Source organism: Acetobacterium wieringae, from assembly GCF_026646375.1.
In the GTDB taxonomy this organism is placed as follows: domain Bacteria; phylum Bacillota; class Clostridia; order Eubacteriales; family Eubacteriaceae; genus Acetobacterium; species Acetobacterium wieringae_A.
This window is the reverse complement of sequence record NZ_JAIPPU010000009.1, coordinates 13,032-36,288: the sequence shown is the minus strand read 5'-3', so window position 1 is coordinate 36,288 and position 23,257 is coordinate 13,032. Positions and strand designations below refer to the sequence as shown.

24 protein-coding genes and 1 tRNA gene are annotated in these 23,257 nt (G+C 44.8%); 12 read left to right on the top strand and 13 right to left on the bottom strand.

Translation table 11 applies throughout. The features are described 5' to 3' along the window. Window positions 1-3 precede the first annotated feature (3 nt). Window positions 4-804: a ferredoxin gene (locus Q7P33_RS09555; RefSeq protein WP_303869741.1), complete on the top strand. Its 801-nt coding sequence runs from the start codon at window positions 4-6 to the stop codon at window positions 802-804. A gap of 42 nt (window positions 805-846) precedes the next feature. On the opposite strand, the gene Q7P33_RS09550 is transcribed toward Q7P33_RS09555, so the two are convergent. Further along, entirely contained in the window at window positions 847-1,752 is a 906-nt protein-coding gene (locus Q7P33_RS09550; RefSeq protein ID WP_303869738.1) for a hypothetical protein, read from the bottom strand. A gap of 129 nt (window positions 1,753-1,881) precedes the next feature. Further along, window positions 1,882-2,316, bottom strand: a complete 435-nt coding sequence (locus Q7P33_RS09545) for an iron chaperone (protein WP_369693293.1) — start codon at window positions 2,314-2,316, stop codon at window positions 1,882-1,884. Window positions 2,317-2,521: 205 nt separating this feature from the next. Between Q7P33_RS09545 and Q7P33_RS09540 the strand changes: the two genes are divergently transcribed. Continuing rightward, entirely contained in the window at window positions 2,522-2,950 is a 429-nt protein-coding gene (locus Q7P33_RS09540) for a DUF3788 domain-containing protein (RefSeq protein ID WP_303869735.1), read from the top strand. A 126-nt stretch (window positions 2,951-3,076) separates the two neighbouring features. Here the strand turns inward: Q7P33_RS09540 and Q7P33_RS09535 are convergent. The 4 genes from Q7P33_RS09535 to Q7P33_RS09520 all read right to left on the bottom strand — a co-directional run bounded on the left by Q7P33_RS09535 (window position 3,077) and on the right by Q7P33_RS09520 (window position 6,812). Continuing rightward, window positions 3,077-3,166: transfer RNA gene (locus tag Q7P33_RS09535), tRNA-Ser, on the bottom strand. Window positions 3,167-3,372: 206 nt separating this feature from the next. Next, entirely contained in the window at window positions 3,373-5,409 is a 2,037-nt protein-coding gene (locus Q7P33_RS09530) for a CotH kinase family protein (protein ID WP_303869733.1), read from the bottom strand. Between the two features lie 14 nt (window positions 5,410-5,423). After that, on the bottom strand, window positions 5,424-6,095 hold the full coding sequence (locus tag Q7P33_RS09525; protein ID WP_303869731.1) for a DUF4956 domain-containing protein: 672 nt from the start codon (window positions 6,093-6,095) through the stop codon (window positions 5,424-5,426). Window positions 6,096-6,137: 42 nt separating this feature from the next. After that, window positions 6,138-6,812 carry a polyphosphate polymerase domain-containing protein gene (locus Q7P33_RS09520; RefSeq protein ID WP_303869729.1) on the bottom strand — a complete coding sequence of 225 codons (675 nt, stop codon included), beginning with the start codon at window positions 6,810-6,812 and terminating at the stop codon, window positions 6,138-6,140. Window positions 6,813-6,978: 166 nt separating this feature from the next. On the opposite strand from Q7P33_RS09520, the gene Q7P33_RS09515 reads away from it, so the two are divergent. Both Q7P33_RS09515 and Q7P33_RS09510 read left to right on the top strand, forming a co-directional pair. Further along, complete coding sequence (locus tag Q7P33_RS09515) at window positions 6,979-7,659, top strand: response regulator transcription factor (RefSeq protein ID WP_303869727.1); 681 nt, start codon at window positions 6,979-6,981, stop codon at window positions 7,657-7,659. Between the two features lie 5 nt (window positions 7,660-7,664). After that, window positions 7,665-8,879, top strand: a complete 1,215-nt coding sequence (locus tag Q7P33_RS09510; protein ID WP_303869725.1) for a cell wall metabolism sensor histidine kinase WalK — start codon at window positions 7,665-7,667, stop codon at window positions 8,877-8,879. Window positions 8,880-8,961: 82 nt separating this feature from the next. Here the strand turns inward: Q7P33_RS09510 and Q7P33_RS09505 are convergent, their stop codons facing one another. Together Q7P33_RS09505 and Q7P33_RS09500 are read right to left on the bottom strand one after the other, a co-directional pair. Beyond that, window positions 8,962-11,361 (bottom strand): diguanylate cyclase, encoded by a 2,400-nt coding sequence (locus Q7P33_RS09505; protein ID WP_303869723.1) that lies wholly within the window; start codon window positions 11,359-11,361, stop codon window positions 8,962-8,964. A gap of 218 nt (window positions 11,362-11,579) precedes the next feature. Continuing rightward, window positions 11,580-12,254, bottom strand: a complete 675-nt coding sequence (locus tag Q7P33_RS09500) for an NAD(P)H-dependent oxidoreductase (protein WP_303869721.1) — start codon at window positions 12,252-12,254, stop codon at window positions 11,580-11,582. 191 nt (window positions 12,255-12,445) lie between these two features. Here Q7P33_RS09500 and Q7P33_RS09495 point away from each other — a divergent pair, with 191 nt between their 5' ends. From Q7P33_RS09495 to Q7P33_RS09460, 8 genes are all read left to right on the top strand, one after another. Continuing rightward, window positions 12,446-13,336 carry an ABC transporter ATP-binding protein gene (locus Q7P33_RS09495; protein WP_303869720.1) on the top strand — a complete coding sequence of 297 codons (891 nt, stop codon included), beginning with the start codon at window positions 12,446-12,448 and terminating at the stop codon, window positions 13,334-13,336. Next, window positions 13,333-14,130 (top strand): ABC transporter permease subunit, encoded by a 798-nt coding sequence (locus Q7P33_RS09490; RefSeq protein ID WP_303869717.1) that lies wholly within the window; start codon window positions 13,333-13,335, stop codon window positions 14,128-14,130. Before Q7P33_RS09495 ends, Q7P33_RS09490 begins: the two co-directional genes overlap by 4 nt. 21 nt (window positions 14,131-14,151) lie before the next feature. After that, the gene (locus Q7P33_RS09485) at window positions 14,152-14,949 is read left to right on the top strand and encodes an ABC transporter permease subunit (protein ID WP_303869715.1); all 798 of its coding nucleotides are present in this window, start codon (window positions 14,152-14,154) and stop codon (window positions 14,947-14,949) included. Window positions 14,950-15,146: 197 nt separating this feature from the next. Continuing rightward, window positions 15,147-15,275 (top strand): hypothetical protein, encoded by a 129-nt coding sequence (locus tag Q7P33_RS09480; RefSeq protein WP_303869712.1) that lies wholly within the window; start codon window positions 15,147-15,149, stop codon window positions 15,273-15,275. A gap of 183 nt (window positions 15,276-15,458) precedes the next feature. After that, the gene (locus tag Q7P33_RS09475) at window positions 15,459-16,502 is read left to right on the top strand and encodes a glycerol-3-phosphate dehydrogenase (RefSeq protein ID WP_303869711.1); all 1,044 of its coding nucleotides are present in this window, start codon (window positions 15,459-15,461) and stop codon (window positions 16,500-16,502) included. A gap of 121 nt (window positions 16,503-16,623) precedes the next feature. Then, window positions 16,624-17,256, top strand: coding sequence for a TVP38/TMEM64 family protein (locus Q7P33_RS09470; RefSeq protein WP_303869709.1), 633 nt, complete (start codon window positions 16,624-16,626; stop codon window positions 17,254-17,256). After that, the gene (locus tag Q7P33_RS09465) at window positions 17,257-17,748 is read left to right on the top strand and encodes a hypothetical protein (protein ID WP_303869707.1); all 492 of its coding nucleotides are present in this window, start codon (window positions 17,257-17,259) and stop codon (window positions 17,746-17,748) included. 46 nt (window positions 17,749-17,794) lie between these two features. Continuing rightward, on the top strand, window positions 17,795-18,337 hold the full coding sequence (locus Q7P33_RS09460) for a PH domain-containing protein (protein WP_303869705.1): 543 nt from the start codon (window positions 17,795-17,797) through the stop codon (window positions 18,335-18,337). A gap of 99 nt (window positions 18,338-18,436) precedes the next feature. Here the strand turns inward: Q7P33_RS09460 and Q7P33_RS09455 are convergent, their stop codons facing one another. Genes Q7P33_RS09455 through Q7P33_RS09435 form a run of 5 tightly spaced genes read right to left on the bottom strand, consistent with a single transcriptional unit; the run spans window position 18,437 to window position 23,250 of the window. Further along, window positions 18,437-19,474 (bottom strand): ABC transporter substrate-binding protein, encoded by a 1,038-nt coding sequence (locus tag Q7P33_RS09455; protein WP_303869703.1) that lies wholly within the window; start codon window positions 19,472-19,474, stop codon window positions 18,437-18,439. Window positions 19,475-19,499: 25 nt separating this feature from the next. After that, on the bottom strand, window positions 19,500-20,345 hold the full coding sequence (locus Q7P33_RS09450; protein WP_303869702.1) for a Rossmann-like domain-containing protein: 846 nt from the start codon (window positions 20,343-20,345) through the stop codon (window positions 19,500-19,502). Beyond that, window positions 20,332-21,165, bottom strand: a complete 834-nt coding sequence (locus Q7P33_RS09445; RefSeq protein ID WP_303869700.1) for an ABC transporter ATP-binding protein — start codon at window positions 21,163-21,165, stop codon at window positions 20,332-20,334. Before Q7P33_RS09445 ends, Q7P33_RS09450 begins: the two co-directional genes overlap by 14 nt. Then, on the bottom strand, window positions 21,162-22,193 hold the full coding sequence (locus Q7P33_RS09440; RefSeq protein ID WP_303869698.1) for an iron ABC transporter permease: 1,032 nt from the start codon (window positions 22,191-22,193) through the stop codon (window positions 21,162-21,164). The genes Q7P33_RS09445 and Q7P33_RS09440 overlap by 4 nt, the downstream gene beginning before the upstream one ends. A gap of 46 nt (window positions 22,194-22,239) precedes the next feature. Further along, window positions 22,240-23,250 (bottom strand): radical SAM protein, encoded by a 1,011-nt coding sequence (locus tag Q7P33_RS09435; RefSeq protein ID WP_303869696.1) that lies wholly within the window; start codon window positions 23,248-23,250, stop codon window positions 22,240-22,242. Window positions 23,251-23,257 lie beyond the last annotated feature (7 nt).

The window sequence follows — 23,257 nt, the reverse complement described above, 5'->3', positions numbered from 1 at the left end:
ATCATGAAATACCAAACTCTTAAACTGGTCAGTTTTTCTCCGACCGGTACTACAGAAGCTATTCTGAATGCCATCGCACGCGGTTTTAATCCCGGCGATTTGATCAAGGTCGATATCACCCGACCTGAACAACGTAACCAACCCCTTTTACTCTCCACTGATGATATCCTACTCATCGGCGTCCCCGTTTACATGGGGCGTGTCCCAGAAGTGATTGGCACATGGTTAAAAACGATCCATGCCACAAATACGCCCACGATTTGTGTGGTGGTCTACGGCAATCGCGTCTATGATGATGGGTTGCTGGAACTGCGGGACATCCTGATCAGTGATGGTTGTCTGCCCATTGCCGCCGGGGCTTTTATTGGCGAACACTCTTTTTCAAGTTCCGAAACACCCATTGCCGCTAACCGACCTGATCCCAGTGATCTGGCACTGGCCGAAAGCTTTGGTCGCAAAATTAAGGATAAGCTGCTAACCCACCCAAACCCTGACCGCAATTGCCTGATCACGCCCCCGGGCCAGCTACCCTATCGTGGTGAAACGACCCTTTGGGATGTTGATTTTATTGATGTCAGCCCCGCCTGTAACAGCTGTCAAATCTGCTCAAGTATCTGTCCCACCAGTGCCATCAATCCCCAGGATAGCCGTCAGATTGATCATAAAAAATGCGTCACCTGCTGCGCCTGCATTAAAAAATGTCCCACCCAAGCCCGATCAATTAAGCCGGGGCCGGTTCTTGACGCCGCTGGCAGGCTTCATCGCCTCTTTTACGACCCCAAACAGCCAGAGCTTTATTATTAAGGATGCTATCCCTGGCACACTGGTACATATTTTGTTAGCCGTTCAATTTACAATCCCCAAAAATGCGGCTTCATATGGCACCCGCTTTTCCGGTTGTAACGCATTATCCAGCCGTAAAAGGACATTTCCGCGCTGATAGGTCGTTCCGGCCGCATCAGAAAAAACCGTCAAATAATCATAGCGCTGTTTCGCGACTGCATAGTCCTGATAAACTTCTACCGATCCGCCGATGGGTTCAATTTGGTTTTCCGCCTGCTCAATGGAAGTATCCTCAAAGCGGGCGGCCTGAGCCAATTGGAGATTGGGCTGTTTTAACAAACCCGTTGCATAATCAGGATCAGTATAAACCACAACTTGCCCGATTGATTGGCCTGCTGCTTTCAGCTGGTCGATGATTTCCGTCGGCGACAGGGTGCAAAACAGTTGCGCATCCTGTTTTTCTTTTGCTTTCTGTTTTTGGGCTGCTGCTATTAATGCTTCAAAACTAAATTGTTCTGTCTTTTTATAGCAGCTATCATAGGTAGTTTTACCTTCTCCGGAATCCGAAAAGAGATATAAGGTTTCATCCGCAACTTTAAACCGGATCTTCCGCTGTGGTGTATCTACTTCATCTAAAAATAATTCCAGAACGTTTTTGTCATCACCGCTGATCTGCCATGTGCCTTCTGAAATCGTCAGTTTTCCATCATAACCATTATAAAAACTGACGGTACCATTTTCGCCAAAGACATAACCCGTCATTGCGGTATCATTTAACGCTCCCTCACTGGGCACTAATTCCCAATTCCCAATGAGCTCTGCTTTCTTTTCAGCACAACCCGAAAGTACCAACAGCGCGCTAATCAGAAACAGAAGTATCAGTAACCCCTTTATACCTGTTAAAGTCTGTATCTTTCTGACATTTATTTTCTTCATTTGAAAAAAAGAATCCTTCTTTATGCTTTTCATACGATCCTACCACCTTAACACCTTTGAAAATTTTCCAGATAGACCACATTTAAATCATTTTTCTCAACGCGCATCATTTTATTTGCTTCTTCTGTATAATGGGATTCAGAAAATCAACGATCATCCTTCTTACCGCTCAGAGTCATCGTCGACTTTTTTATTCTTGATTCCAGCTTCCGTCTTGTTCTTCCTTTGTTTATTTTCACTCAGCATCTGATTCTCTGCCACTCTAAATGCAACAATTTTTCGGATCAGATCAAAGGGGATAGGCTGATTAATGGGGAATTGAACCGATCCTTTGGCACTTTTATATTTTGATAAATCTTGCTTGAATTTTTCGATACCCGAGGGGGCGGGATAAAACCCGATATGTTTTTTATATGCCGCAAAATGAACCAGATTGCCGCCCAGATAAAAAGTCGGCATTTGATAACTGATTTTTTCTTCCGCTTCGGGCGCTGCTTCTTTAATAACCTGCCGGATCTCCTGAAGGATTTGCTGAACTTCTGCTGGGAATTGACCAATATAGGTATCAATGGGATTCATACTTTCTTTTTTAGTCATTGCACTATTATTCCTTTCGGCTTTAGTATAAGTGTACCAATCACCATCACAATTTACCACTATTTTTATGTTTTACTTGACCTGTTTGAGGCATGGTGATAAATTCTAAATATAAAATTATCGGTAATTGGGAAAAAACCGGGTTGAACATCCTGCTTCTGCACCTATTCCTGCTACGATTGCCAGAAAATATTGGAGGTTCCCAATGGAATGGAGTCTATCTTTTGAACAGGATCATGAACCAACCCTGGCTGAGATGATTAATTTCGTCAATAATCCGCTCTGGGTTGATTTACAAAGCTTTATTGAAACCACCTATCATATCCAACCGGTCATGAATTACAGCCGCTGTTTGGCCCAGCGCGGCTGGAATCTGAAGTACCGGAAAAGCAGCAAGTCCCTTTGTGTCCTTTACCCCATGGATGGCTATTTTATTGCCCTGGTCGTAATTGGAAACAAAGAACTTAACGAAACGGAAGCCTACCTTCCCCAGGCCAGCCCAGAAATTCAGGCCCTGTTTAAAAGAACCCCCTTTGCTGCCGGAGGCCGCTGGCTGATGATCCCCGTTACCTCTGAACGGATTCTTGACGATGTCAAAAACCTGATTCAGATCCGGGTTCGACCCAAGTTATAATGGGCTTATTACTGGATTCTAACAGGCTTTTATCCTATATCCTACAAAAAGGTCAATGTACGGACGTCCTCCCTAAAAACAGCATAAAAAAAACAGCCACAAACGGCTGTAATAAGGCATTTTAAATGGCGGAGAGAGAGGGATTCGAACCCTCGGTACGCTTTCACGTACACACGCTTTCCAGGCGTGCTCCTTCGACCACTCAGACATCTCTCCTCAGGTAGAACAAAAAAAATATTCAATTTTTTCATGCTTGTTGATTATACGGTAATTGGCTATAAAAGTCAATCTTTTCTTTGTAAAACCCCTTTTTTTCTAAACCCTGCGCTTCATTGCGCCAATTATTTTAAAAACGGCGGGTACCTACTGGCACCCGCCGTTTTTAACATGTCTATTTGCTGGTTCAGCATAAACTGTTTTGCTTATCGTTTATAACGCTTTGCCACCAGAATCCCCAACAACAGTACCAGACAGGAGCCTCCCAGAAGCATCAGAGCCAAGAGATCCATCGTGCTTGTCGTGGTATCACTGGGCCTGGTGCGCTCATTTGACCGATTTGTCGCATTCGTTGACTCGGTTTGCCCGTTCCCGGTCTGTTTTTCACCAGCAGCTGAATCACTCGCTGCGTTCGATTGCGTATTGGTTGCCGCCGTGGTCGTGTCCGCATCGGGTCGGGTTGGCGGTTGCCCTTTGGCAGACTGAGAAGGAGTTGCTGACTGTGTACTTGTAGCATCAGCATTGGCCGTTTGATCGGTTCCTTGAATAGTTGGTGCTGTCATTTTCCTGTCCATACCGCCACCCATGCCGCTGCCCATGGCCGCAATATCAAGACTGCTGGCATCGAGCAGAGCAGCTGGCTGGGCCGCCTGTCCCTCAGAGGTCGCCGGAATGGTTCCGTCCAGTTGGCCGCTAATACTTTCGGCCCGGAGTGTACAAAATTGCTCAAGTACTGCAACCCCGGCCTGATACTCTTCATAGGTGCAGAAGGCCGTCGGATCGTCTTTTACATAGTCCGATATCAAGGCAGTGGCCTGATCGATGGTCTTGGTACATTGACCACTTTCAAAATATCCGGAAATAAATTCCTGAAAATACTGATGGTACTGCTCCCGATACACTTCATTGGAAAGCAAGACATCCAGCATCGGTCGCTCGTCCATGGTCGTTCCCGATACTGGGGTATCAATGGGATAATTCACCAGGGCTGTTGCTTCATCGGTGCTGGTAGCCGTTGCTGTCCCGCCGCCCATGCCGCCACCACTGAAATTGCTAAAAGCCAGATTATAATCCCAGGGAATCATTGATAATTGGCCCTGATCTTCCCGTAAATAGTAGTTATGTTTCATGCTGCCAGTATAGCTGTCAAAATTGTCAACGAAATTATGCACCACGAAATATTTAAGCACTGCTTCCACATCCACCACCGTTTCCAGATTTTCCCCGGCATTAAGCTGTTTAATCGAATCAATCAGTCGTTCTTTATCGCTGGTGCTGACATCAAAAACAGCCCCTTCCCAGATATTTTCATAACTGGAGAGTTCATCATCGGAATAGATTAGTGCTACATCATTTCCCGAGTTACCGCCCATTCCCATTTGGCCGATGTCCGGAAACTGACCAGCATTGGAGGCCGTTTGATCGGGCTGACCGGTCGTTTCGCTGTTCATTTCCGGAGGTGTACCCATGTTTTGTGGTTGAAACCCATCAGCAGTTTGGGGAGCACCATTTTGGCTGGTCGTTGTCTGACTGTCAGCAGTTCCCTGAGGCCGTTCTGGCATCTGGCTCATATCGGGCATTTCACCGCCGCCCTTTGCTCCGTCACCGCCCATTTGCATGCTGTCGGGTTTATAAATATTGCCATAATCCGAGCCGTAATTACGCTGAGCAAAGGCTTCTTCCACCCCTTCTACAGCCAGGTAGAGACCAAAGTATTCACCATTTACCGACACTTTTGCAAAGCTCGTAAGCGGTGCCGCTACCCCCATATATGCCATCATGTCATAACTGAGGTATTCTTTTAAATAGGTATTGTCCGAAATGATATTGTTTAAATTGAGCTTATCCAGACCATGATAGGTTAAACCATCACTATATTTGTCAAAGTCAACCTTGAAGCTATAGCGCTCCGAATCCGACGAGACCACGCTGGTAAGCGATGAATTGCCCTTGGGCCGAATCGCCACATTGTCAAGGGTTTCGCCATCAACGATAATGGTACAAAGCTGATATTCTTCATCGGCGGCATTCTCCTGCAGATTGTTCCAGTCCGATTCGGCAATCTCGATGTCGATGGTATGAACCATGCTGTCGTCAAATAATGTCGTTGCATAACTCAAATCCGTATTGCTACTGGCTGTGATCCCAAGGCTTTCGCCAAAATAGGCAAAAACCAGCCCGAGTATCAAGGTGATGATACCAATGATGATGCAAATCCGTTCAATATTTTTGTGATCAGCCAATGCGGTCACCTCGCTTAATTCATAAATTCGCCATTATAGCTGACCAAGACGGCATGATTGACATTTTTTAACTCAACCACCTGGTTAATAAAATCGGTATTATCATTTTTGAGTCGCACCTCGATGTTCAGTTCGATGCCCTCCCGGGATACTGTTTTATTTTTTATAATGCTTTTGGTGACACTGGCATCGATAAACTCTTTCACTTCAGCTTCTGCTTCCCGATCGCTGCAGTTAACGACGATAATATAGGGCAGCTCGTTGGGTTTGCGGTTGACAAACACCAGCAGAATGATCCCGATCAATACCGAACCGAGAATCGCCAGCGGAATCATCCCAGCCGAGAGGACAATCCCGGCAGCAATCGACCAGAACACAAAGGCGATGTCCAACGGTTCTTTAACCGCCGTTCTAAACCGGACAATCGAAAGCGCCCCAACCATCCCCAATGACAATACCACGTTGCTGGTAATCGCCAGCATCACAAAGGTGGTGATCATACAGAGGGCAATTAACGTAACTCCAAAGCCGGATGAATACATCACCCCTTTATAAGTTTTTTTATGAACCAGATAGACAAATACCCCAATCCCAAAAGCCAGAATCATGGCCATGGCGATATCGATCATCGAGACCGAGGTAACATTGTCCAGAAAATTTGAATTAAAAATATCGTTAAAACTCATTTAGATCTCCTTGTTGATTTGCGTAATTGAATTTGTAAAAAATCAGCAGTAAATCCGGCTGGCTGCGTATTTCGAAAAAGCCGTTTGTCTTCGTCCATCCAGCTGGATGATATCGGCAATTACGGCTGGAATAAAGTTATCATACTTCACTTCCAGTAGCATATGCCGATCCCCGGCACAAATGGTAGGTAAGTCAGGATTAAACAGATCCGTACTGAACAGGCCGGTGCGGATGTCCCGGTCAATCGTAACCCGGACGTTTCCAGGTCGATAAACAAAGGCCTCCCGTCTATAGTCGACTATGGTTTTAGGTCTTAGTTGTCCCGACTTCATTTTTGAATAGAGCTCAACCACTAGGGGTTCTGAACTTGTGGCCATCCAATCGGTATCATGGGCCAGAATCGCTTCAACCTGCCCCCTGGTAATATTGGCCTTGATCTTGGCACACAGGCCATTGATCTTGCTCTTTTTTTCCAGATTGATAAAGGCAAAGTCTTTGTTGTAACAGCGGATTCTGAATTTTTCCCGATGGTTGATTCCACTGATCTTATCCTGCAATGCCACGTCCCGATAGTTATCAAAATACAAACTGCGAATATGATATTGGCCTGCTTCATCGGTATTGACGTCTGGCTGCATCACGGCTTTTAGCTGCCTGTGCAGAATCAGGTAATCCAGATAATTAATATAATGTTTGTGTTCATGCCGAAATTGCATGTCGTACCTCCTTTTGTGATTTAACACGTTCTTAACAAAGCCTATGATAATGAAGCTAGCTTGAATAAAGATTGAAGCAAGAATCTCTTAAGCTGGAGTTCAAGCTTAATTCAATTAAAGATGCTATAATAAAAAATAGCGATTGGTACAAGGAGGTGTTTTTTGCGTGCGGCTGTTACTGGTGGAAGATGAATGGGGACTGGTCGAAGCCCTAAAGGCAATTTTTATCAAAGAAAATTATGGCGTGGATATTTGCATGGATGGAGAAAGTGGCCTGGATAATGCTCTGACCGGGATTTATGATCTGATTATTCTGGATATTATGCTGCCCCGTAAAGACGGCCTGGTGGTTTTGCAGGAGCTGCGTCAAGCTAAAATTGAAACCCCAGTGCTGATGCTGACAGCCCGGTCCGAACTGCATGACAAAATTGCCGGATTGGATCGGGGAGCAGATGACTATCTCACCAAGCCCTTTCAAACCGGGGAGTTACTGGCCCGCATCCGGGCGATAACCCGACGCAAAGGTGAAGTGGTGACGAATGATCCGGGCTGGGGTGATCTGACCTTACGCCAAAAAACCCGGGAGCTTTGCTGCGGCAATACGACGGTTAAACTGGGTTTGAAGGAATTTTTGCTGTTGGAAACCCTGATGGTCAATTCCCGCCAGATCATTTCCAAGGAACAGCTGATTGAGAAGGTTTGGGGCTTTGACAGCGAAGCTGAGTATAATAATGTAGAGGTCTATATTTCGTTTCTGCGAAAAAAGATCAGTTTTGTGGGATCTCAGGTCCAGATTAAGGTTAACCGGGGGATTGGTTATTATCTGGAGTTGTCGGTACAAGGGTAAGCACGATGATCAGAAAACTGAAGCGCCGCTTTGTGGCAACAATTATGGTTATCCTCTCGCTGGTGTTTGCCCTGATTCTAGGTTCCATCAACTATTTCAACTACCAGTCCAGTGAACGTCAAAGTATTTCTCTTCTGTCAGTGCTGGCCGATAATGATGGGGTGATTCCTCCAGCTACTCCGGGAACTCCAGGGGCGTCTAATCCCCTGCCACCAGATATCTTTGAGCGGGAAAAAACCTATTCCGTTAAGGTTAATGCAGCGACTAACCTTTTCACCATCAACGGCAGCAATGATACCAGCCTGGTATCTCAGGAAGTTCTGGATCTGGCAAATCAGATGCTGAAAAAAAACAAATCCTCCGGCGCCCTTAACGGTTACCGCTATCTGATTGTTGACAAACCCTATGGACAACTGCTGGTTTTTGTCGATCAACGGATTTCCAATGCGATGGCCGACAGGCTCCTGACGAACTCCCTGATCATTGGCAGTATTACCCTGCTGGTGCTCTTCTTTGTCTCGCTTTTTCTGGCCAACCTGATGGTTAAACCGGTGGCCGATTCCTTTGAAAAACAGAAGCGGTTTATTTCGGATGCCAGTCATGAACTCAAAACACCCCTCTCAGTTATCAGCGTCAACGCTGATGTTTTAGCCGGAGACATTGGAACAAATCGACATCTTGGCTATATCCAATCCGAAACCGACCGAATGAATACTCTGGTCAATGACCTCCTCACGCTGGCCCGGCTGGACGCCGACAAAACGTTTGGGGTTACATCAACCTTTGATCTGAGTCAAGCCATAAAAAGCATTGCCCTGAGTTTCGAGAGCATTGCCTTTGAGGCGCATAAAAACTATGCTCTTAAGATTGAGGACGGTATCACCTATCAGGGTGATGCCAATCAGATCAAGCAGGTTGCCGCCATCCTGATCGACAATGCCATTAAACACGCCAATGAAGATGGGCAAATTGAGCTCACCCTTAAGCGCATTGGTGATAAAATCCACCTTGACGTGTTTAACACCGGTGCCGGAATTCCTGAAGATCAGCGTGATAAGATTTTTGAGCGCTTCTACCGCTACGATGAATCCCGTTCCAAGGCCACCGGTGGCTATGGGCTGGGACTGGCCATTGCCCAAGCGATTGTTAACGAACATCAGGGGAAAATTAAAGTAAACAGCGAGATCGGTCGTTGGGCCCGGTTTAGTGTGATCCTCTAACTAAGGCCTGCAGAAAATTGCCGCTAAAAAAGCCATCCAGACTTTGATCCAGATGGCTTGCTGCTGTTCTGACAACGAGCTACTAGTTGGGAAGATTTTTGATCATGTTGATAAATTCCCGTTTGATTTCCGGATCAAAATACCCTTCCGTTTTCTCCAGATGGCTCAGCGGATTTTCGTCAAATCCCAACACGACACCCTCCTGATCCGAGGTCAGACGATCATAATAACTGGCCACCGCAACGACCCGTGCAATAAAGGGAATTTCGTCACCTTTTAAACCCTTGGGGTAACCAGACCCATCCCATCGTTCGTGATGATGCAGTACCGCATCGGCCAACGACATGGTATCATCAAAAGCATTGAGAATCCGATACCCCATAATCGGATGCTTCCTGATCTCAGTCTTTTCTGCCTCGGTAAATTCACTGCGCTCTTGCAGACAATCTTTATGCAAAACAATCTTGCCGATATCATGAAAATAACCGGCCAATTTCAGACGTCTGATTTTAACATGGGGCAGTTCCATCGACACCCCCAGATCATAGCACCATTGACTAACTCGCTGGGCATGCTCCTCTTCCTGGGGACAGTCACTTTGCAAACTGGTGACAATGGAATCCAGGGTTGAGCTCTTAAAATCATCCCGTTCCAGTACCTTGATGGCATACATTCTTTCTTCGGCAAATTCCAGACATTCCATAATACTCTGGCTCATATCTGTTTTAACCGCACAACCGAGAGAGATATTCCCCCGGATGAGCTTGACGCTATCCAAGGCAAACTCGGTTTTGATCCGCATTTTAATCTGTTTCGCCTGCTCAATGGAGGTTTTTGGCAGCAGGATTACGAATTCATCGCCTCCCCAACGGGCGATAATGTCATCGGAGCGGCAGACTCGGCGCATCACATCAGCTATTTTCTTTAAAAAAACATCACCATGGGCATGTCCAAAAATATCATTGGTGAGTTTTAAACCGTTGACATCGCCCATTATAATCGAAATTGGCAGATTTCTTTCGGTGTCCAGTCGTAATAACTCTGCTTCTAAAAAACGACGATTATAAAGCCCGGTCAAAGCATCGTGAAAACTCAGGTATTCAATTTCTTTACGTTGCTCCTTTTTCTCGGAAACATCCCGAAATACCAGAACAATCCCCACTGTTTCACCTTTTTCATTTTTAATCGGCGCCGCACTATCTTCGAGGTGAAAAATCGATCCGTCTTTGGCTGTCAAAACCGCATGATTTTTAAGTTCCTGGGTCTGATCAGTCGCCATCGCTGCAACGATGGTATCTGCAATTTCCTTGTTACTTTCTTCATGAGATAAGACAAAAACCTCCCTATAATGCCGCCCTTTTGCATCTTCATTGGTCCAACCTGTCAGTTGCTGGGCCACCTTATTGAGCATTTCGATCTTACCCTGGGGATCAACCACCATTACCCCATCGCCAATGGAAATCAGGGTCTGAAAATACTTACTGCGTTCGGCAAATAATTTATTTTGAATATTTCGACGCTCCACATTCGTTAAGACACCGTTCATTAGTACAGTTATTTCATACACATCATTATCGCCATATTCGTCAACTTTGCCAGCGAATCCTACCACCGCCGTGATTTTTTCATCAATGAAAATAGGAACTGCAATTATATTGCCGTTAATTTTTGATCCCCCGGGAAGTCTCCATACTGATGGTAATTTGTCAACTTGGTTATTGATGATAATCGGCTGACGCTGCCGTACTACATCTCCCCACGACCCGACTTCCTCCAGTCGATAGTGCCGCTTTAGAATCATCATGTCTTCCCTTTTAATCAGGCCTTTAGACCAGGCTTTGAGGGTAAATTCCTGCTTTTTTTCATCATAAAAACAGATAAAACCGCTGTTGCTATCGGTCAGTTTCAGAGCTTCATGCAAAACATAGTCCAGCTGCTTTTGATCATTTCTGAATTTCTTGCTTAAAACATTCACTAAAATTTTGTTTCGAAAGAGTACCCGCTCCTGTTTTTTAATCAATTTTTCTTCATCAGTGATTTCCCGAATAAAGGCTCCGACCCCAATCCGGTTATTTTTAAATTCCACTGGAAATTTTTTAATTTTATAAATACGGTTTTTATGCTTTTCCTCATATTCAGTCGTCTCTCTCGTTGCGACAACCTGCTGATCCGTTGTAATAATTGACGGACCTAAAGCTTCGATGTCCAAAATTGGATCGGCCTGAGCAATAATTTCCGGTATCGATTTCTGATAATGGGGCTCTGCAGCCTTATTGATAAAGACATAGTTCAATTGTTCATCCTTTAAATAGATCACCGTATCATGACTATTCATGAATGTTTCACAAATATTCTTAATGCTTCTTGTCTCTATCTCATTTTTCCTCAATTTTTTATTTGTTTGAACTAATAATAGCAATAGAATCCCGACTGCAATCATAAGTCCAACAATCAATAGACTATCTGCCGCTGTTGGTTCCATCCTTTATCTCCTCATCCAACTTTTCACACGCATGTTAGGCGCTTATATAAGCATCAAAATCTTACTTAACCACTTGTAAAGGTTTTCTTTTCACTTTTAATTTCATTATTATATAACAAAATTAAATTAATTCCTATTGTTTATATAAAAAAACACAATTTTTATTTAATATTGTTATTACCAACAATATCCCAAATTCAATGAACTATTTATGGAGTTTATTCAACGATTTCCAGGATTTCTTCAATTTTTCTTCTCGTTTTAGGACGGTGATCCCGGTTTTTATATCCAAAGGCGATCATGCAGGATAATCCAAAGTGGACAGGGTCGAGAATTCCTTCCTGAACCAGCACGGCTTCGACCTTTTCGGTATTAAAGCCTTCCATCGGGGTGGAATCCACGCCCAGCATCGCTGCAGCCGTCAGCATATTGGCCAGCGGAATATAGGTTTGTTTGCAGGCCCAGTCAAAAAAAGCCCGATCATTTCCTGCAATTTTCAGGTCATCTTCCTGAAAACTCTTCAGTTTGTTTTTCCGGACTGCACGCAAATCATCGGTAAAATGCTGGATATCGTTCATCATGTATTCGACATAATCAGAATCGGGTTTTAGATCAATCGGTTTTCTGGCAAAAATCAGGACAAAATGACTGGCGCCATCGAGACTGACTTCCGCCCCCCAGGCAAAAGGTTTTATTTTTTCCCGGATTTCCCGATTATTGAGTAGCACAAATTTCCAAGGTTCCAGCCCCATGGAGCTAGGTGACAACCGGGCTGCTTCCATGATCACTGCAAAATCTTCATCGCTGACCTTTTTATTGGCATCATAGCCTTTACAGGTATAGCGATTGTTAAATATATTCAGAATCAAATTTCGAGTTTCTTCTTGTTTCATCTTGACAACCTCCCATATTTTTCATTATCTTTTAATGTATTCCCTTTGAACCTTGACTCAAACATAACATTTAATTATTTTTTATTCTCACCGTTATCTCCACCATATCATTGTTTATTTTTACTTGATCAGGGTAAATTAATTGCAGCACACCGAATTATTTGAATTAAATTTGAAAGAAGGGGATCTACATGAATGTAATTGAAATCAATCAACTGACAAAATATTATGGAAAACATCGAGGCATTGAAAACGTATCCTTTTCTGTGGAAGAAGGCGAGATTTTTGGTTTTATCGGTCCCAATGGCGCCGGTAAATCCACCACCATCCGGACGCTGTTGTCACTGATTCATCCCACCAGCGGCTCAGCCACCATTTTTGGCAAGGACTGCATTAAATATGGCAACGAAATTCGCCGGGATATCGGCTACTTGCCCTCAGAAGTATTCTATTATGAGCACATGAAAGTTCGGGAAGTGCTTAATTATTCGGCCAGTTTCTATGACAATGTCGACTACACTCGGATACAAAGTCTGGCCGAAGTGATGGATCTGGACTTGAATAAGCGCATCGACGACCTATCCTATGGAAATAAAAAGAAAGTTGGCATTGTTCAAGGGCTACTCCATGAACCCAAGCTGATTATTCTGGACGAACCCACCGGAGGCCTCGATCCGCTGATGCAACAAAAATTTTTTGAACTGATCCGGACGGAAAATCAAAAAGGCGCTACCGTTTTATTTTCGTCGCATATCCTTTCCGAAGTTCAAAAGCTGTGCAGCCGGGTAGCCATCATAAAAGATGGTACCATTGTCCAAGTGGAAAACATTCGGGATATGCAAAAGCACAATTATAAAAAATTCACTTTGGAATTCAAGGGTGTCATTGATGTTCATCATTTTAATCTGGATGGGGTGACCAACTTAAGCGTCAATGAAGACACCCTGCATTTTCTCTTCAAAGGCGATATTAATCGAATTGTTGAGCGACTTCAGGGGCAATCTTTACTTAATATGCTCGTAGAAGAACCCAGTCTTGAGGAAATTTTTATGCATTATTACCAGAAGGAGGAGCAGCCATGAACATCCTGAAGCAGGAACTGCGAATGGGCCGTAAAACCCTAATTATCTGGTGTCTCTCACTGGTTGGCGTACTAAGCCTGTTCATGCTACTTTACCCTTCGATTGCCAGTCAACTGGAGGACTTTCAAAAAGTCTTTGAGAGTTTCCCGCCTGAATTCCAGCAGGCTTTTGGCGTCGCTGATCTGGAGCTTTCCAGTATTTTAAGCTTTTATCAATTTGCCCTGATGTACGTGTTGCTGGCCGGTGCCATCCAAGCTATGAATATGGGTGTTTCCATTATTTCAGCGGAAGTCCGGGAAAAAACCGGCGATTTTCTGTTTGTTAAGCCAATCAGTCGCAACCGGATTGTGTCCATGAAAATTCTGGCCGTGCTGATTCAGATTCTGATTACCAATGCCGTTATCTTTACAGCTTCCTTAATCATGGTCACCCTACTCAGCACCGAATCTTATGATTTCGAGCTGTTTGCTCTGTTTACTTTAAGTCTGCTCTTTATCCAGATTTTCTTTGCCAGTCTGGGTCTGTTTGTGTCGGTTTTTTTAAGACGAATCCGTACCATTTTACCAATCAGTATGGGGGTGGTCTTTATTTTTTATATTATTCATCTGCTCAATGAAACCTTGAAAGATGAAAAGTTGGGACTAATTTCTCCCTTTGATTATTTCAATCTCTCCGAAATATCCAAAAACATGAATTACGATTCGTTGAATTTATTATTGTGGTTCGTGTTAGTCGGACTGTTTACGTTTCTGACCTTCAAGCTGTTTGCCCGAAAAGATCTGCCGTCGATCTAACTTAAAAGGAGGCGTTACCCCATGAACGTGTTTAAAAAAGAAATGAAGGCCAATATCAAGTCGCTGATCATATGGTGTTGTGCCCAGGTTTTCATTATCTTTGCCGGAATGATGAAATACCAGGGTTTTTCCGACTCTCAGGTGGATGTCAACGCCCTGTTTGCAGCCTTTCCCGAAGAAATCATGGTGGTTTTTGGAATCGGTTCAGTGGATATTACCAAAGTTGCCGGGTTTTATTCGGTGTTCTTTCTCTACTTTATGCTACTGGCCGCGGTTCATGCGACAATGTTTGGAGCGGTAGTGGTATCCAAGGAAGAACGCGATCACTGTGCTGATTTTATCTATACCAAACCCGTGCATCGGTTTCAAGTAATCTGGCCCAAGCTGCTGGCTGGAATCATCAATATTCTGATTTTTAATGTCGTCACTTTTGGTGCTTCAGTATTTTTCATTGCTCAGCATAACAACGGCGATGGTCTTATCGACAAGGTTTCTTTGACGATGCTTGCACTCTTTATCCTGCAGCTATTCTTTTTAGCGCTGGGAGCCATGTTTGGTGCCGTTTTAAAAAACACCAAACGGGCTACCGCCGCTGCCGCCGGACTGGTCATGGGCTTTTTTATCTTATCAGTCGCCGTGGATTTGTACAGTAAGCTGTCATTTCTCAAGATCTTCACACCTTTTAAGTACTTTGAAGGTGCCAGTCTGATGATCAATGATCAGCTTTCATTCAGCTCTGCCGCCATTTTACTGATCGTTTCGCTGGTCTTTTTTGGGTTGACCTTTGTGGCTTTTAACCGAAGGGACTTAAATACCTAATGTTCTGGTGATCATCCCCCATACAAAAAAGCATCCAAACAATTTGTCTGGATGCTTTTATTGAAGTTTATTTTGTTTAGTAGCCGCTGACCGCTTGAGATTTAGTTTCTTTTCCGAGAAAGCCAATTGAACAAAGCTGGTTACCATGATCATCGCCAGCTTGCCTTCTTTGTCAACGCCTAAACCATTCCGAAGCGATGGCCTCCCGGATTGTCCAGCTGACCATCATCGATATCCTCTACTTAAGCGCCTTTATGCGAAACGAAGCGGTCTTTTACGAGGCCCTCTCTGCATCCCGGGACGCCGTCGGTCTGAACAAGACCTGATTTTTTAAATCGCTTGTAAACTAATGAATCCTGTTTACTTTGATGACAGTTTCACAAACAATTCTATAACGTGTAGGCGAACAGTCGATAGACTGTGCGACGTAATGTCTAAGAATTGTTTCGAATAACTGGCGGCAAAGCTCGCGTCAGTCTATTTCTAAAAATCTGAAAAGGAGATTTATTATGAGTGTAATTACCTTTGTGGGCGCCGGTCAGATGGCTTCTGCCCTAACTTTTCCGGCCACGGAAAACGGCCATGAAGTGCGTCTGGTGGGAACTCACCTGGATCGGGACATTATTAATTCCGCTGAATTAACTGGCTTTCATCCAACCCTGAAACGACAGCTGCCCAAAGAAGGAATCAAATTTTATCAAATTGAAGATGTCGAATTGGCGCTGGACGGCACCAATACTGTACTGTGTGGTGTCAGCAGCTTCGGGGTTGACTGGTTTTGTGAAAAAATCCTGCCACTGATCAGCGATTCGGTTCCAGTTCTGTCCGTCACCAAAGGCATGATCGATTTGGAGGATGGCTCGATGCTTACCTACCCCGATTATTTTTTCAGTAAGCTACCAGCTGGAAAAAAACTCTCCATAAATGCCATCGGTGGCCCCTGCACCAGTTATGAACTGGCTGACAAGGATCACTCCGTCGTAGCCTTTTGCGGTGAAGACATAGAAATTCTGCGGCGCTTTAAAAAATTGTTTTCCACCGACTATTATCACATCAGTTTGTCCACCGATGTAGTCGGCGTTGAATGTGCAGTCGCTCTAAAAAACGCCTACGCTCTGGGGGTTTCCCTGGCGATCGGCCTGGCTCTTGGTCCCGACGGATCGGGTAAAGAACATTATAATTCTCAGGCTGCTCTCTTCGGGCAGAGCATCAAAGAAATGAAACAGCTGCTAACCATTGTCGGCGGCGGTGAAGAAAATATTATCTATGGCGCTGGTGATCTTTACGTTACCATTTTTGGCGGACGTACCCGAAAAATCGGTACCCTGTTGGGCCAAGGCTGGTCTTTTGAAAAAGCCATCGCCGAGCTGGAAGGGGTAACCCTGGAATCCATCGTCATCGCCACCCGCACCGCCCGTTGCGTAAGACGTCTGGCCGAACGGGGTGTGGTTAAATTAAACGACTTCCCTCTACTGATGCACGTCGACGACATCATCACTAACGACGCATCTGTAGCGATTCCTTGGGCCGCTTTTGAGACTGTGAAATATTAATCCGCAATTTTGTGCTGCGTTAGATTTCTTAAATAAATATTTTACTTCCGGCAGATCCCCAAAATATGGTGTAGATCTGCCATTTTTATGCTAAAATGATAAAAAGAAATCGAGGTAAGAAATGGAAATTTTTTCAACACTTGACACCTTGCAGAGCTTTCTTTTACAATTTGGTGTCTGGACACCGCTGGTATTTTTTTTACTGCAGTTGCTCCAGATTATTATTGCCCCCATTCCTGGTGGTACTGTGGGTTTAGTCGGCGGTGCCCTGTTTGGTACCTTCGGCGGTTTTTTAATTAATGCTGCCGGCACTCTGGTCGGCTCGATCATCGTTTTTGTTTTGGCTAAACGCTTTGGTCGCCCCTTTGTGCTGCGCTTTGTCAGCCCGGAACTCGTTGAAAAATACGATCATATTAAAGAATCCCGACTCAATACGGTTCTTTTTCTGATTTTTCTCTTTCCACTGTTTCCTGATGACATGCTGTGTTTTATCGCTGGTCTTTCGTCGATGCCGCTAAAAACGTTTGCCCTGATTATTCTGTTGGCCCGAACTCCCAGTGTCTTTATCAATACCATGATCGGCGCTGGCATTATGGATGACAACCCCACCCAGTTTATTGTAGCGGTGTCTATTTATGCGGTACTGATCGCTGTTCTTTATTTTAACCGCAAACGTCTGGATGCTTTTATTGATCACAGTAAAAACATGGTGGCCGAACTTCCTTCACCATCAAGTCTTGACAAGGAGCTATAAATGACCGAGAAAACAAAAAAAGAACTGAACCGTTTGTATATGAGCGAACTGCTCACCGCCCTGGTCTGTGGTATGCTGATGTATTTGCTCACTGACTCCACCGGTCAGCCCCTGGATCTGCGTCTGCTGATTCCCGGTGGGGTGCTGATTTTTATCATCCTCCAAAGCGCCGGCTATTGGTATTATCGTTACCAGCAGCTTGACAACCCCCGTAGCCCGATGGACTGGGTAATGCCAGTTTTTTCGGTGCTTAAAAAATTGGATCTGGCTTTGTTTGGGTTATACCCCCTGTATTTGCTTTATCTGCTAATTTTTCAGCCGGATGCTTTTTTTATGACGATGAATATTTTTGGCCTGATCCTTTATGCTTTTTCGATGATCGAATACTATAACTACTATTATTTCAGTGTCCAGATCGGAACAATCAAAAAGAAAGTCCCCTCTGAACTCAGTCTGGAACTTTCTCACTATGAAAAGACAAAATTAATTTAACGAAGGGTAACGGTTTCACCTGGTCTAAACCGTGGTTTATTAACACATGACTTATTTTGTTTCTCTTTTACACACCATTAATCCACTTTTTTTTGCACTTTTAGCGGTCCTGGCATTGCTTCTCTGGAAAGCCATCTATACCTTCAAAACCTACCCGGATGACCCGGAGCTGCGCCGCAATGCGATTAAAGAAATGAGCGTCGGCGGTCTTGTGCTGGTATTAATTCTGGGTATCTTTATCGTCGTTCCACTGATCGCCGGAGTTACTGTTAATGACGATGAACTATCGCTGCGACTGCCTACTGGCTTTACCTTTGAAACCTACCCTGAGGCCGATATTCTCTCGGCCAAGATCGTCAGCCTTGATCAAACCGAGTATGCCATCGTATCCAAGGTAGTAGGTACCGAAATTCGATCTTACCGGGAAGGTATTTTTCAGCTCCAAAATGGCACTGAAGCTGCGGTCTTTGCCAACGGCAATACGGCCATCCTGGTGGAAACTCCCAATCGCATCCTGCTGTTAGGACCTGATCGCTTCGATGATTTTGTGAAAAGCTTCAGTGAAAAACTGATTCCCGTACAGCCTTGATCACTTAAAAGGAGCTGTTGCAACTGCGCAACAGCTCCTTTTTTATCAATCCAATATACGCTTAAACCTCTTCGGTATCGCATAATTATTAACCGCTATTTATTTTTTATCAAAAAAGAAAGATTCGTATTCCGCATCACTGAGATCATATTCATAGAACTCTTTAAAGAAATCTTTTGTTTCCTTTTTTAAATCAATATTTTTTGTATAATCCGGATAAAGGGTTTTTGCCAGCCACAAGAAACCGAGCGTTGATTCCGGCGAGGGACGATCCCACCAGAAACCGCCAATCGGGCATTCATACACCTGGCTGTTCTTGATGGCGTTCATATCTTGGATTCTGGTATCGCCCAACAAATCAGCGGTGCCATTGCCACCCTGAGTGATGATCACATCGGGATTCCATTCCATCACCTGCTCGACACTGATATCACCGGTCGTATCCGTTGGAATCGCATTGATGCCGCCTGATCCTTCGATCCAGCTACGTCCCCAGGCGCCGTTATTGGCTTTGGTGATGACCTGTCCGGTATAGTACACGGACTTTCTTTCGCTTTCAGGAATTTTTGCGATAAGCTTGTCTAAATCGTCCAGAGTGTCATCCCAGTGTTTTACCAATGCTTCAGCTTTTTTATCATTATTCATCATATGCCCAAGGTTCAAGAATTCTTGTTTTAGGGAATCAATTCCAGCTGAGCCAATCAACATCGTATAAGTCGGCATACCGGCCTCTTCAATCAGGGCATTTCCCTTTTTTGATGTCACCCCAACCAGCACGATATCCGGTTCGGTGCCCATTAGCTGTTCGATATTAATATCATCAAATGATCCGGCATTTGTGACGTTATTGAACTGCGGATACATTTTTAACAACTGCGGAAATTTTGCCATGGAAGGCTGGGCGACTATCATATCGGCACCGCCAAAGATGGCAACTTCATGGGTTGTCCCGCCATTGCAGGTAATCGCAATCTTTTCAATCTTTTCCGGAAAGGTTATTTCCCGACCGGCTGCATCGATGATCGCTGTGGATTTCGGTGTAGTCGCTGTCGATTCCGCTTTGGTGGCACTACAACCACTTAAAACCACCAGGACAAGTGCCAAAGACAAAACCAGTAATGCTACTATTCTCTTCATAAGTTTCTCCTTCTTTTCATCTTTTTTAAATCTTGATCATGAAGTGATCCATGCTGTTTTCTGGTATTTTGCTCCCTGATCCCTCGATCATCCAACTTTTTAAGGCCACTGGATCGGCTATTGTGACGGTTTGAATGTAATTAATGCCTAGGTCGCCAAGAAAATCTGCTGCCAGCATGGCACTTGGACCAAAGACCCCAATCACCCGGGCTTTTTTAATCATCGGCAACAAATCGAAAATGGTTTCATTAACCAGGGTGCAACCGGTCATAAAGACAACATCTGACTGCGCCAGTAATGCTGCACTTTCGGGTGGCGCGTAAAAGCTCAACCCGGTCGGCCCCCGGCTGATTTCTTTTCCAATAAAAATATTTTCCAGCGCATTTTTAGGCCGCATGTCCAGTACATGAACCGTTTCACACTGCTTACTCAGATTTCCAAGCACGCCGCCGGCACCGATAACCGTGACAAAATCATCAGCCTTGACAAAATCGAATTGCTCTTCTTTGCTGACAAATGAAAAGCCCCGGCTGACCAATCGCTCCCGGCTATTAAGGGGAACCGACAAGGCATTTAATACTGCCAGATACAGCGACCGATGTAGAATATCATCCCGATCGGATAGATACTCGGCCAGATACGTTAGTGGTTTCCCCACTAACCACTGCAGTTCAAACAAGGGTGCTGGATCAACCGCTCCATAAACACTGTGTTCTCCGGTAAAATTAAATGCCATGCCACTTTGACCCAGACTGCCGAAAACGGTTGTCCACTTTCCACTAAAACTGATTCCTTCAAGGCAGCCCGCAATTAATCCTTCATTCAGATATAGTTTAAATATTTTTTTGTAGGCATCATCAAGCCGTTTCATTAAGCTGCCTCGCTTCTCGGGAAATTTTGATGGTATTCAACATCGGCAAACAGGTCGTAATGATCCCGGATTCTTCTTCCACCATATCCACACTGGCAATTTTCACCCGGATGCCATAGGCTTGCTGTAGCGTTTCTTCGGTAATAGTTTCTGCCACCGACCCCACTTTGAAGCTGGTATCCCGGCACATCACGGCGGCCTTTGTGCAGCACATAAAGGCATGATCGGGAAAATGGGACGTCATAATAATCCCCATCCCTTTTTCCGCCAGCATCCGAACCTGCTGAAGTACCCGCATCTGGTTACCAAAGTCCAGGTTTGAGGTGGGTTCATCCATCATCAGAAATTTAGGTTCCTGCATTAGGGCTCTGGCAATCAGTACCATTTGACGTTCACCACCACTAACTTCGGTGTAAACTTTGTTCGCCAAAAAGGCTACCCCCAGCATTGCTAAAATATCTTCAGCCCGTTGATACTCTTCCTTGCTGGGACCTGAAAAAATATTCATCTGGCCGATTCCGCCCATAACCACCACATCCAGAACCTGAAATGGAAACGGCGGTTCATGTAACTGCGGTACATAGCCTATCAACGTTGCCTGTTTTTTGCAATCATGATAGTCGCAGGGCTGTCCATCGATGAGCACTTCTCCGCCATGGAGCGGCAAGAATCCCAACAGTGATTTGAACAGCGTCGTCTTCCCTACCCCATTAGGTCCCAGTAAACAAAGCACTTCTCCACTTGTGACCGAGAAGGAGACATCTTTGACTATATCCAGGTTTTCGTAACCAGCCCGAATGTCCTTTGCTTCAAATTTCATACCCAACCCTTCTTTCTCTTTAATAAAAGATATACAAAAAACGGTGCGCCGATAATGGAAGTCAGAATACCCAGGGGTATTTCCACGGTGAACAGGGTACGCGCCAGATCATCCACCAGCAACAGAAAGATGCCACCCATTAAAAAAGATGCCGGTATCAGGTACTTATGGTTTGGTCCCACCAACATCCTTGTTAAGTGAGGAATCACCAAACCAATCCAGCCAATCATACCACAGACAGCCACCGCTGCTGCTGTCAGGAGTGTGGCCGAAACAATATAAATCCCCCGCAGTCTTTTGGTATTCAGACCCATTGCTTTGGCCTCTTCATCGCCAAATGCCATAGCATTGAGCTGCCACCGCAGTAAAAAAAGCGGCACAATACCAATGATAAAGGGCACTAACATCATCCCAACATCACCTGCCGAGACAGTGGATAATCCACCCATCAACCAGTAGGTTATTTCCGGCAACTTGCTCTGGGGATCAGCAACATATTTCAGCAGCGTAATCAGCGATGAAAAAAAGGTTGCCACAATCATCCCGGATAATACCAGAATCAGCAACGCATCTTTGCCTCTACTCACCATTTTACAGATCAGACAGGCTAAACCAACTGCCATCATACCAAATGCAAATGCTGAAAACTGAATAAAGACAGACGGTAGCGACAATAATATCGCCATCGCCGCACCAAAACCCGCACCTGCTGAAGCGCCTAGAATATCCGGTGAGATCATCGGGTTTTTAAACAAGCCCTGATAGGTAGCCCCCGCTGTTGACAGAGCACCGCCAATTAAAATGGCAGCACATATTCTGGGGATTCGCACCTTCAATATCACGGACTGGATCATTTCCGAAGCCGTGCATTCGGTTCCGAAAATCCTGGCATAAAAAACCGCCCCCATGTTCCCAAGACTCACCTGGTATCTTCCCAGCATCAGCGAAATAAAAAACAACAACACTAAAAGAATCCCCGCTCTGACAATCACTTTTACGCCCGGTTGCTGTTTGTGTTCAATGACCAAGCCACACCTCCTGCTGTTTCTTAAATTGAAAAATCACTAAGTTGTATCAGCCCTTTAACTCTTTTTTATAGTCAGGCATTTGATTTGAAACTTCCATCTGCATTGCTTCTAGTATGCGTTCCACCTGTTTTCGTTTATCCACCACGAAAGCATTTTCGCTAATTTCATAAACATCGACATCCAGCACGGATAGAGGCTTCTGCTTGGCAATCGAAACGCCCATTAGCTGATTACCACCACCCGCCATATACCAGAGGGGAATATCATCTAAGTTGTTGCCGGCTGCTAAACTGATCTCAATATTCGGCAGGATCAACCGTGCCATGGCAGTTACTAGAGCGGTTTCCCATGGCGAACATCGTGGTTTATTCTGAAAAGCGGTTCCCGGAAAAGGCATAAAGCGGGAAATACGAAGCTGATATAGTTTACTGAACTGTTTTAGAAAAAACAGATGCTCGATTCTCTCCTGATCTGTTTCTCCCAACCCCACCAGCATCATCGAGCGACTGGGTATATCCGCCTCCTCACAAAATTGCAGCAGTTTTCGACGACGGTCCAGACTGTCCCCAGGCTTTGCGAGGCTGAAAACTTCAGGCGCATTGGACTCCAGTGAACTGGTAATGCTGTCCACTCCCATTTTTTTTAATTCAATCACGGTTTGCTTTTTAAAAGAGGGCCCGAGATTGATTTCCAGTTTCAGTCCTGAACGTGCTTGTATCAACTGCACCATCTCTAAAATCTGCTCGTCGTAACCGTCCTGTAAATCGGTTCCACCGCTAATGTGAAACTGCTGGAGACCAAGATTTTCGATCTTTTCCAGACTTTTTAAGAGCGTGTCAATGGGAAATAGTTTGTCCGTACAAAAGGTACAATACGAACAGCGCGGTGTAACCGTACAGGGGAAAATACCTCCTGAACCAGAAGTCCACCACAAACGACGACCAATCTCCTGATCTCTTATTTCTGAGGCCTGGTGAAATAGCACCTGGGCATTTCTTGGATCTCTGGCCTTTTTCATCAGCGCGAGAGCCTGATCCGATGTTAGATTTCTATTCATGTGTCTT

What these genes read in the sequence shown, in the direction of transcription:
- Q7P33_RS09445 (WP_303869700.1), bottom strand. Translation starts at nt 21,165, where the DNA reads ATGAAATTTGAAGCAAAGGACATTCGGGCTGGTTACGAAAACCTGGAT.
- Q7P33_RS09520 (WP_303869729.1), bottom strand. Translation starts at nt 6,812, where the DNA reads ATGCAATTTCGGCATGAACACAAACATTATATTAATTATCTGGATTAC.
- Q7P33_RS09485 (WP_303869715.1), top strand. Translation starts at nt 14,152, where the DNA reads ATGAACGTGTTTAAAAAAGAAATGAAGGCCAATATCAAGTCGCTGATC.
- Q7P33_RS09545 (WP_369693293.1), bottom strand. Translation starts at nt 2,316, where the DNA reads ATGACTAAAAAAGAAAGTATGAATCCCATTGATACCTATATTGGTCAA.
- Q7P33_RS09455 (WP_303869703.1), bottom strand. Translation starts at nt 19,474, where the DNA reads ATGAAGAGAATAGTAGCATTACTGGTTTTGTCTTTGGCACTTGTCCTG.
- Q7P33_RS09500 (WP_303869721.1), bottom strand. Translation starts at nt 12,254, where the DNA reads ATGAAACAAGAAGAAACTCGAAATTTGATTCTGAATATATTTAACAAT.
- Q7P33_RS09465 (WP_303869707.1), top strand. Translation starts at nt 17,257, where the DNA reads ATGACCGAGAAAACAAAAAAAGAACTGAACCGTTTGTATATGAGCGAA.
- Q7P33_RS09550 (WP_303869738.1), bottom strand. Translation starts at nt 1,752, where the DNA reads ATGAAAAGCATAAAGAAGGATTCTTTTTTTCAAATGAAGAAAATAAAT.
- Q7P33_RS09475 (WP_303869711.1), top strand. Translation starts at nt 15,459, where the DNA reads ATGAGTGTAATTACCTTTGTGGGCGCCGGTCAGATGGCTTCTGCCCTA.
- Q7P33_RS09540 (WP_303869735.1), top strand. Translation starts at nt 2,522, where the DNA reads ATGGAATGGAGTCTATCTTTTGAACAGGATCATGAACCAACCCTGGCT.
- Q7P33_RS09525 (WP_303869731.1), bottom strand. Translation starts at nt 6,095, where the DNA reads ATGAGTTTTAACGATATTTTTAATTCAAATTTTCTGGACAATGTTACC.
- Q7P33_RS09460 (WP_303869705.1), top strand. Translation starts at nt 17,795, where the DNA reads ATGACTTATTTTGTTTCTCTTTTACACACCATTAATCCACTTTTTTTT.
- Q7P33_RS09470 (WP_303869709.1), top strand. Translation starts at nt 16,624, where the DNA reads ATGGAAATTTTTTCAACACTTGACACCTTGCAGAGCTTTCTTTTACAA.
- Q7P33_RS09490 (WP_303869717.1), top strand. Translation starts at nt 13,333, where the DNA reads ATGAACATCCTGAAGCAGGAACTGCGAATGGGCCGTAAAACCCTAATT.
- Q7P33_RS09495 (WP_303869720.1), top strand. Translation starts at nt 12,446, where the DNA reads ATGAATGTAATTGAAATCAATCAACTGACAAAATATTATGGAAAACAT.
- Q7P33_RS09505 (WP_303869723.1), bottom strand. Translation starts at nt 11,361, where the DNA reads ATGGAACCAACAGCGGCAGATAGTCTATTGATTGTTGGACTTATGATT.
- Q7P33_RS09510 (WP_303869725.1), top strand. Translation starts at nt 7,665, where the DNA reads ATGATCAGAAAACTGAAGCGCCGCTTTGTGGCAACAATTATGGTTATC.
- Q7P33_RS09450 (WP_303869702.1), bottom strand. Translation starts at nt 20,345, where the DNA reads ATGAAACGGCTTGATGATGCCTACAAAAAAATATTTAAACTATATCTG.
- Q7P33_RS09555 (WP_303869741.1), top strand. Translation starts at nt 4, where the DNA reads ATGAAATACCAAACTCTTAAACTGGTCAGTTTTTCTCCGACCGGTACT.
- Q7P33_RS09480 (WP_303869712.1), top strand. Translation starts at nt 15,147, where the DNA reads ATGGCCTCCCGGATTGTCCAGCTGACCATCATCGATATCCTCTACTTA.
- Q7P33_RS09435 (WP_303869696.1), bottom strand. Translation starts at nt 23,250, where the DNA reads ATGAATAGAAATCTAACATCGGATCAGGCTCTCGCGCTGATGAAAAAG.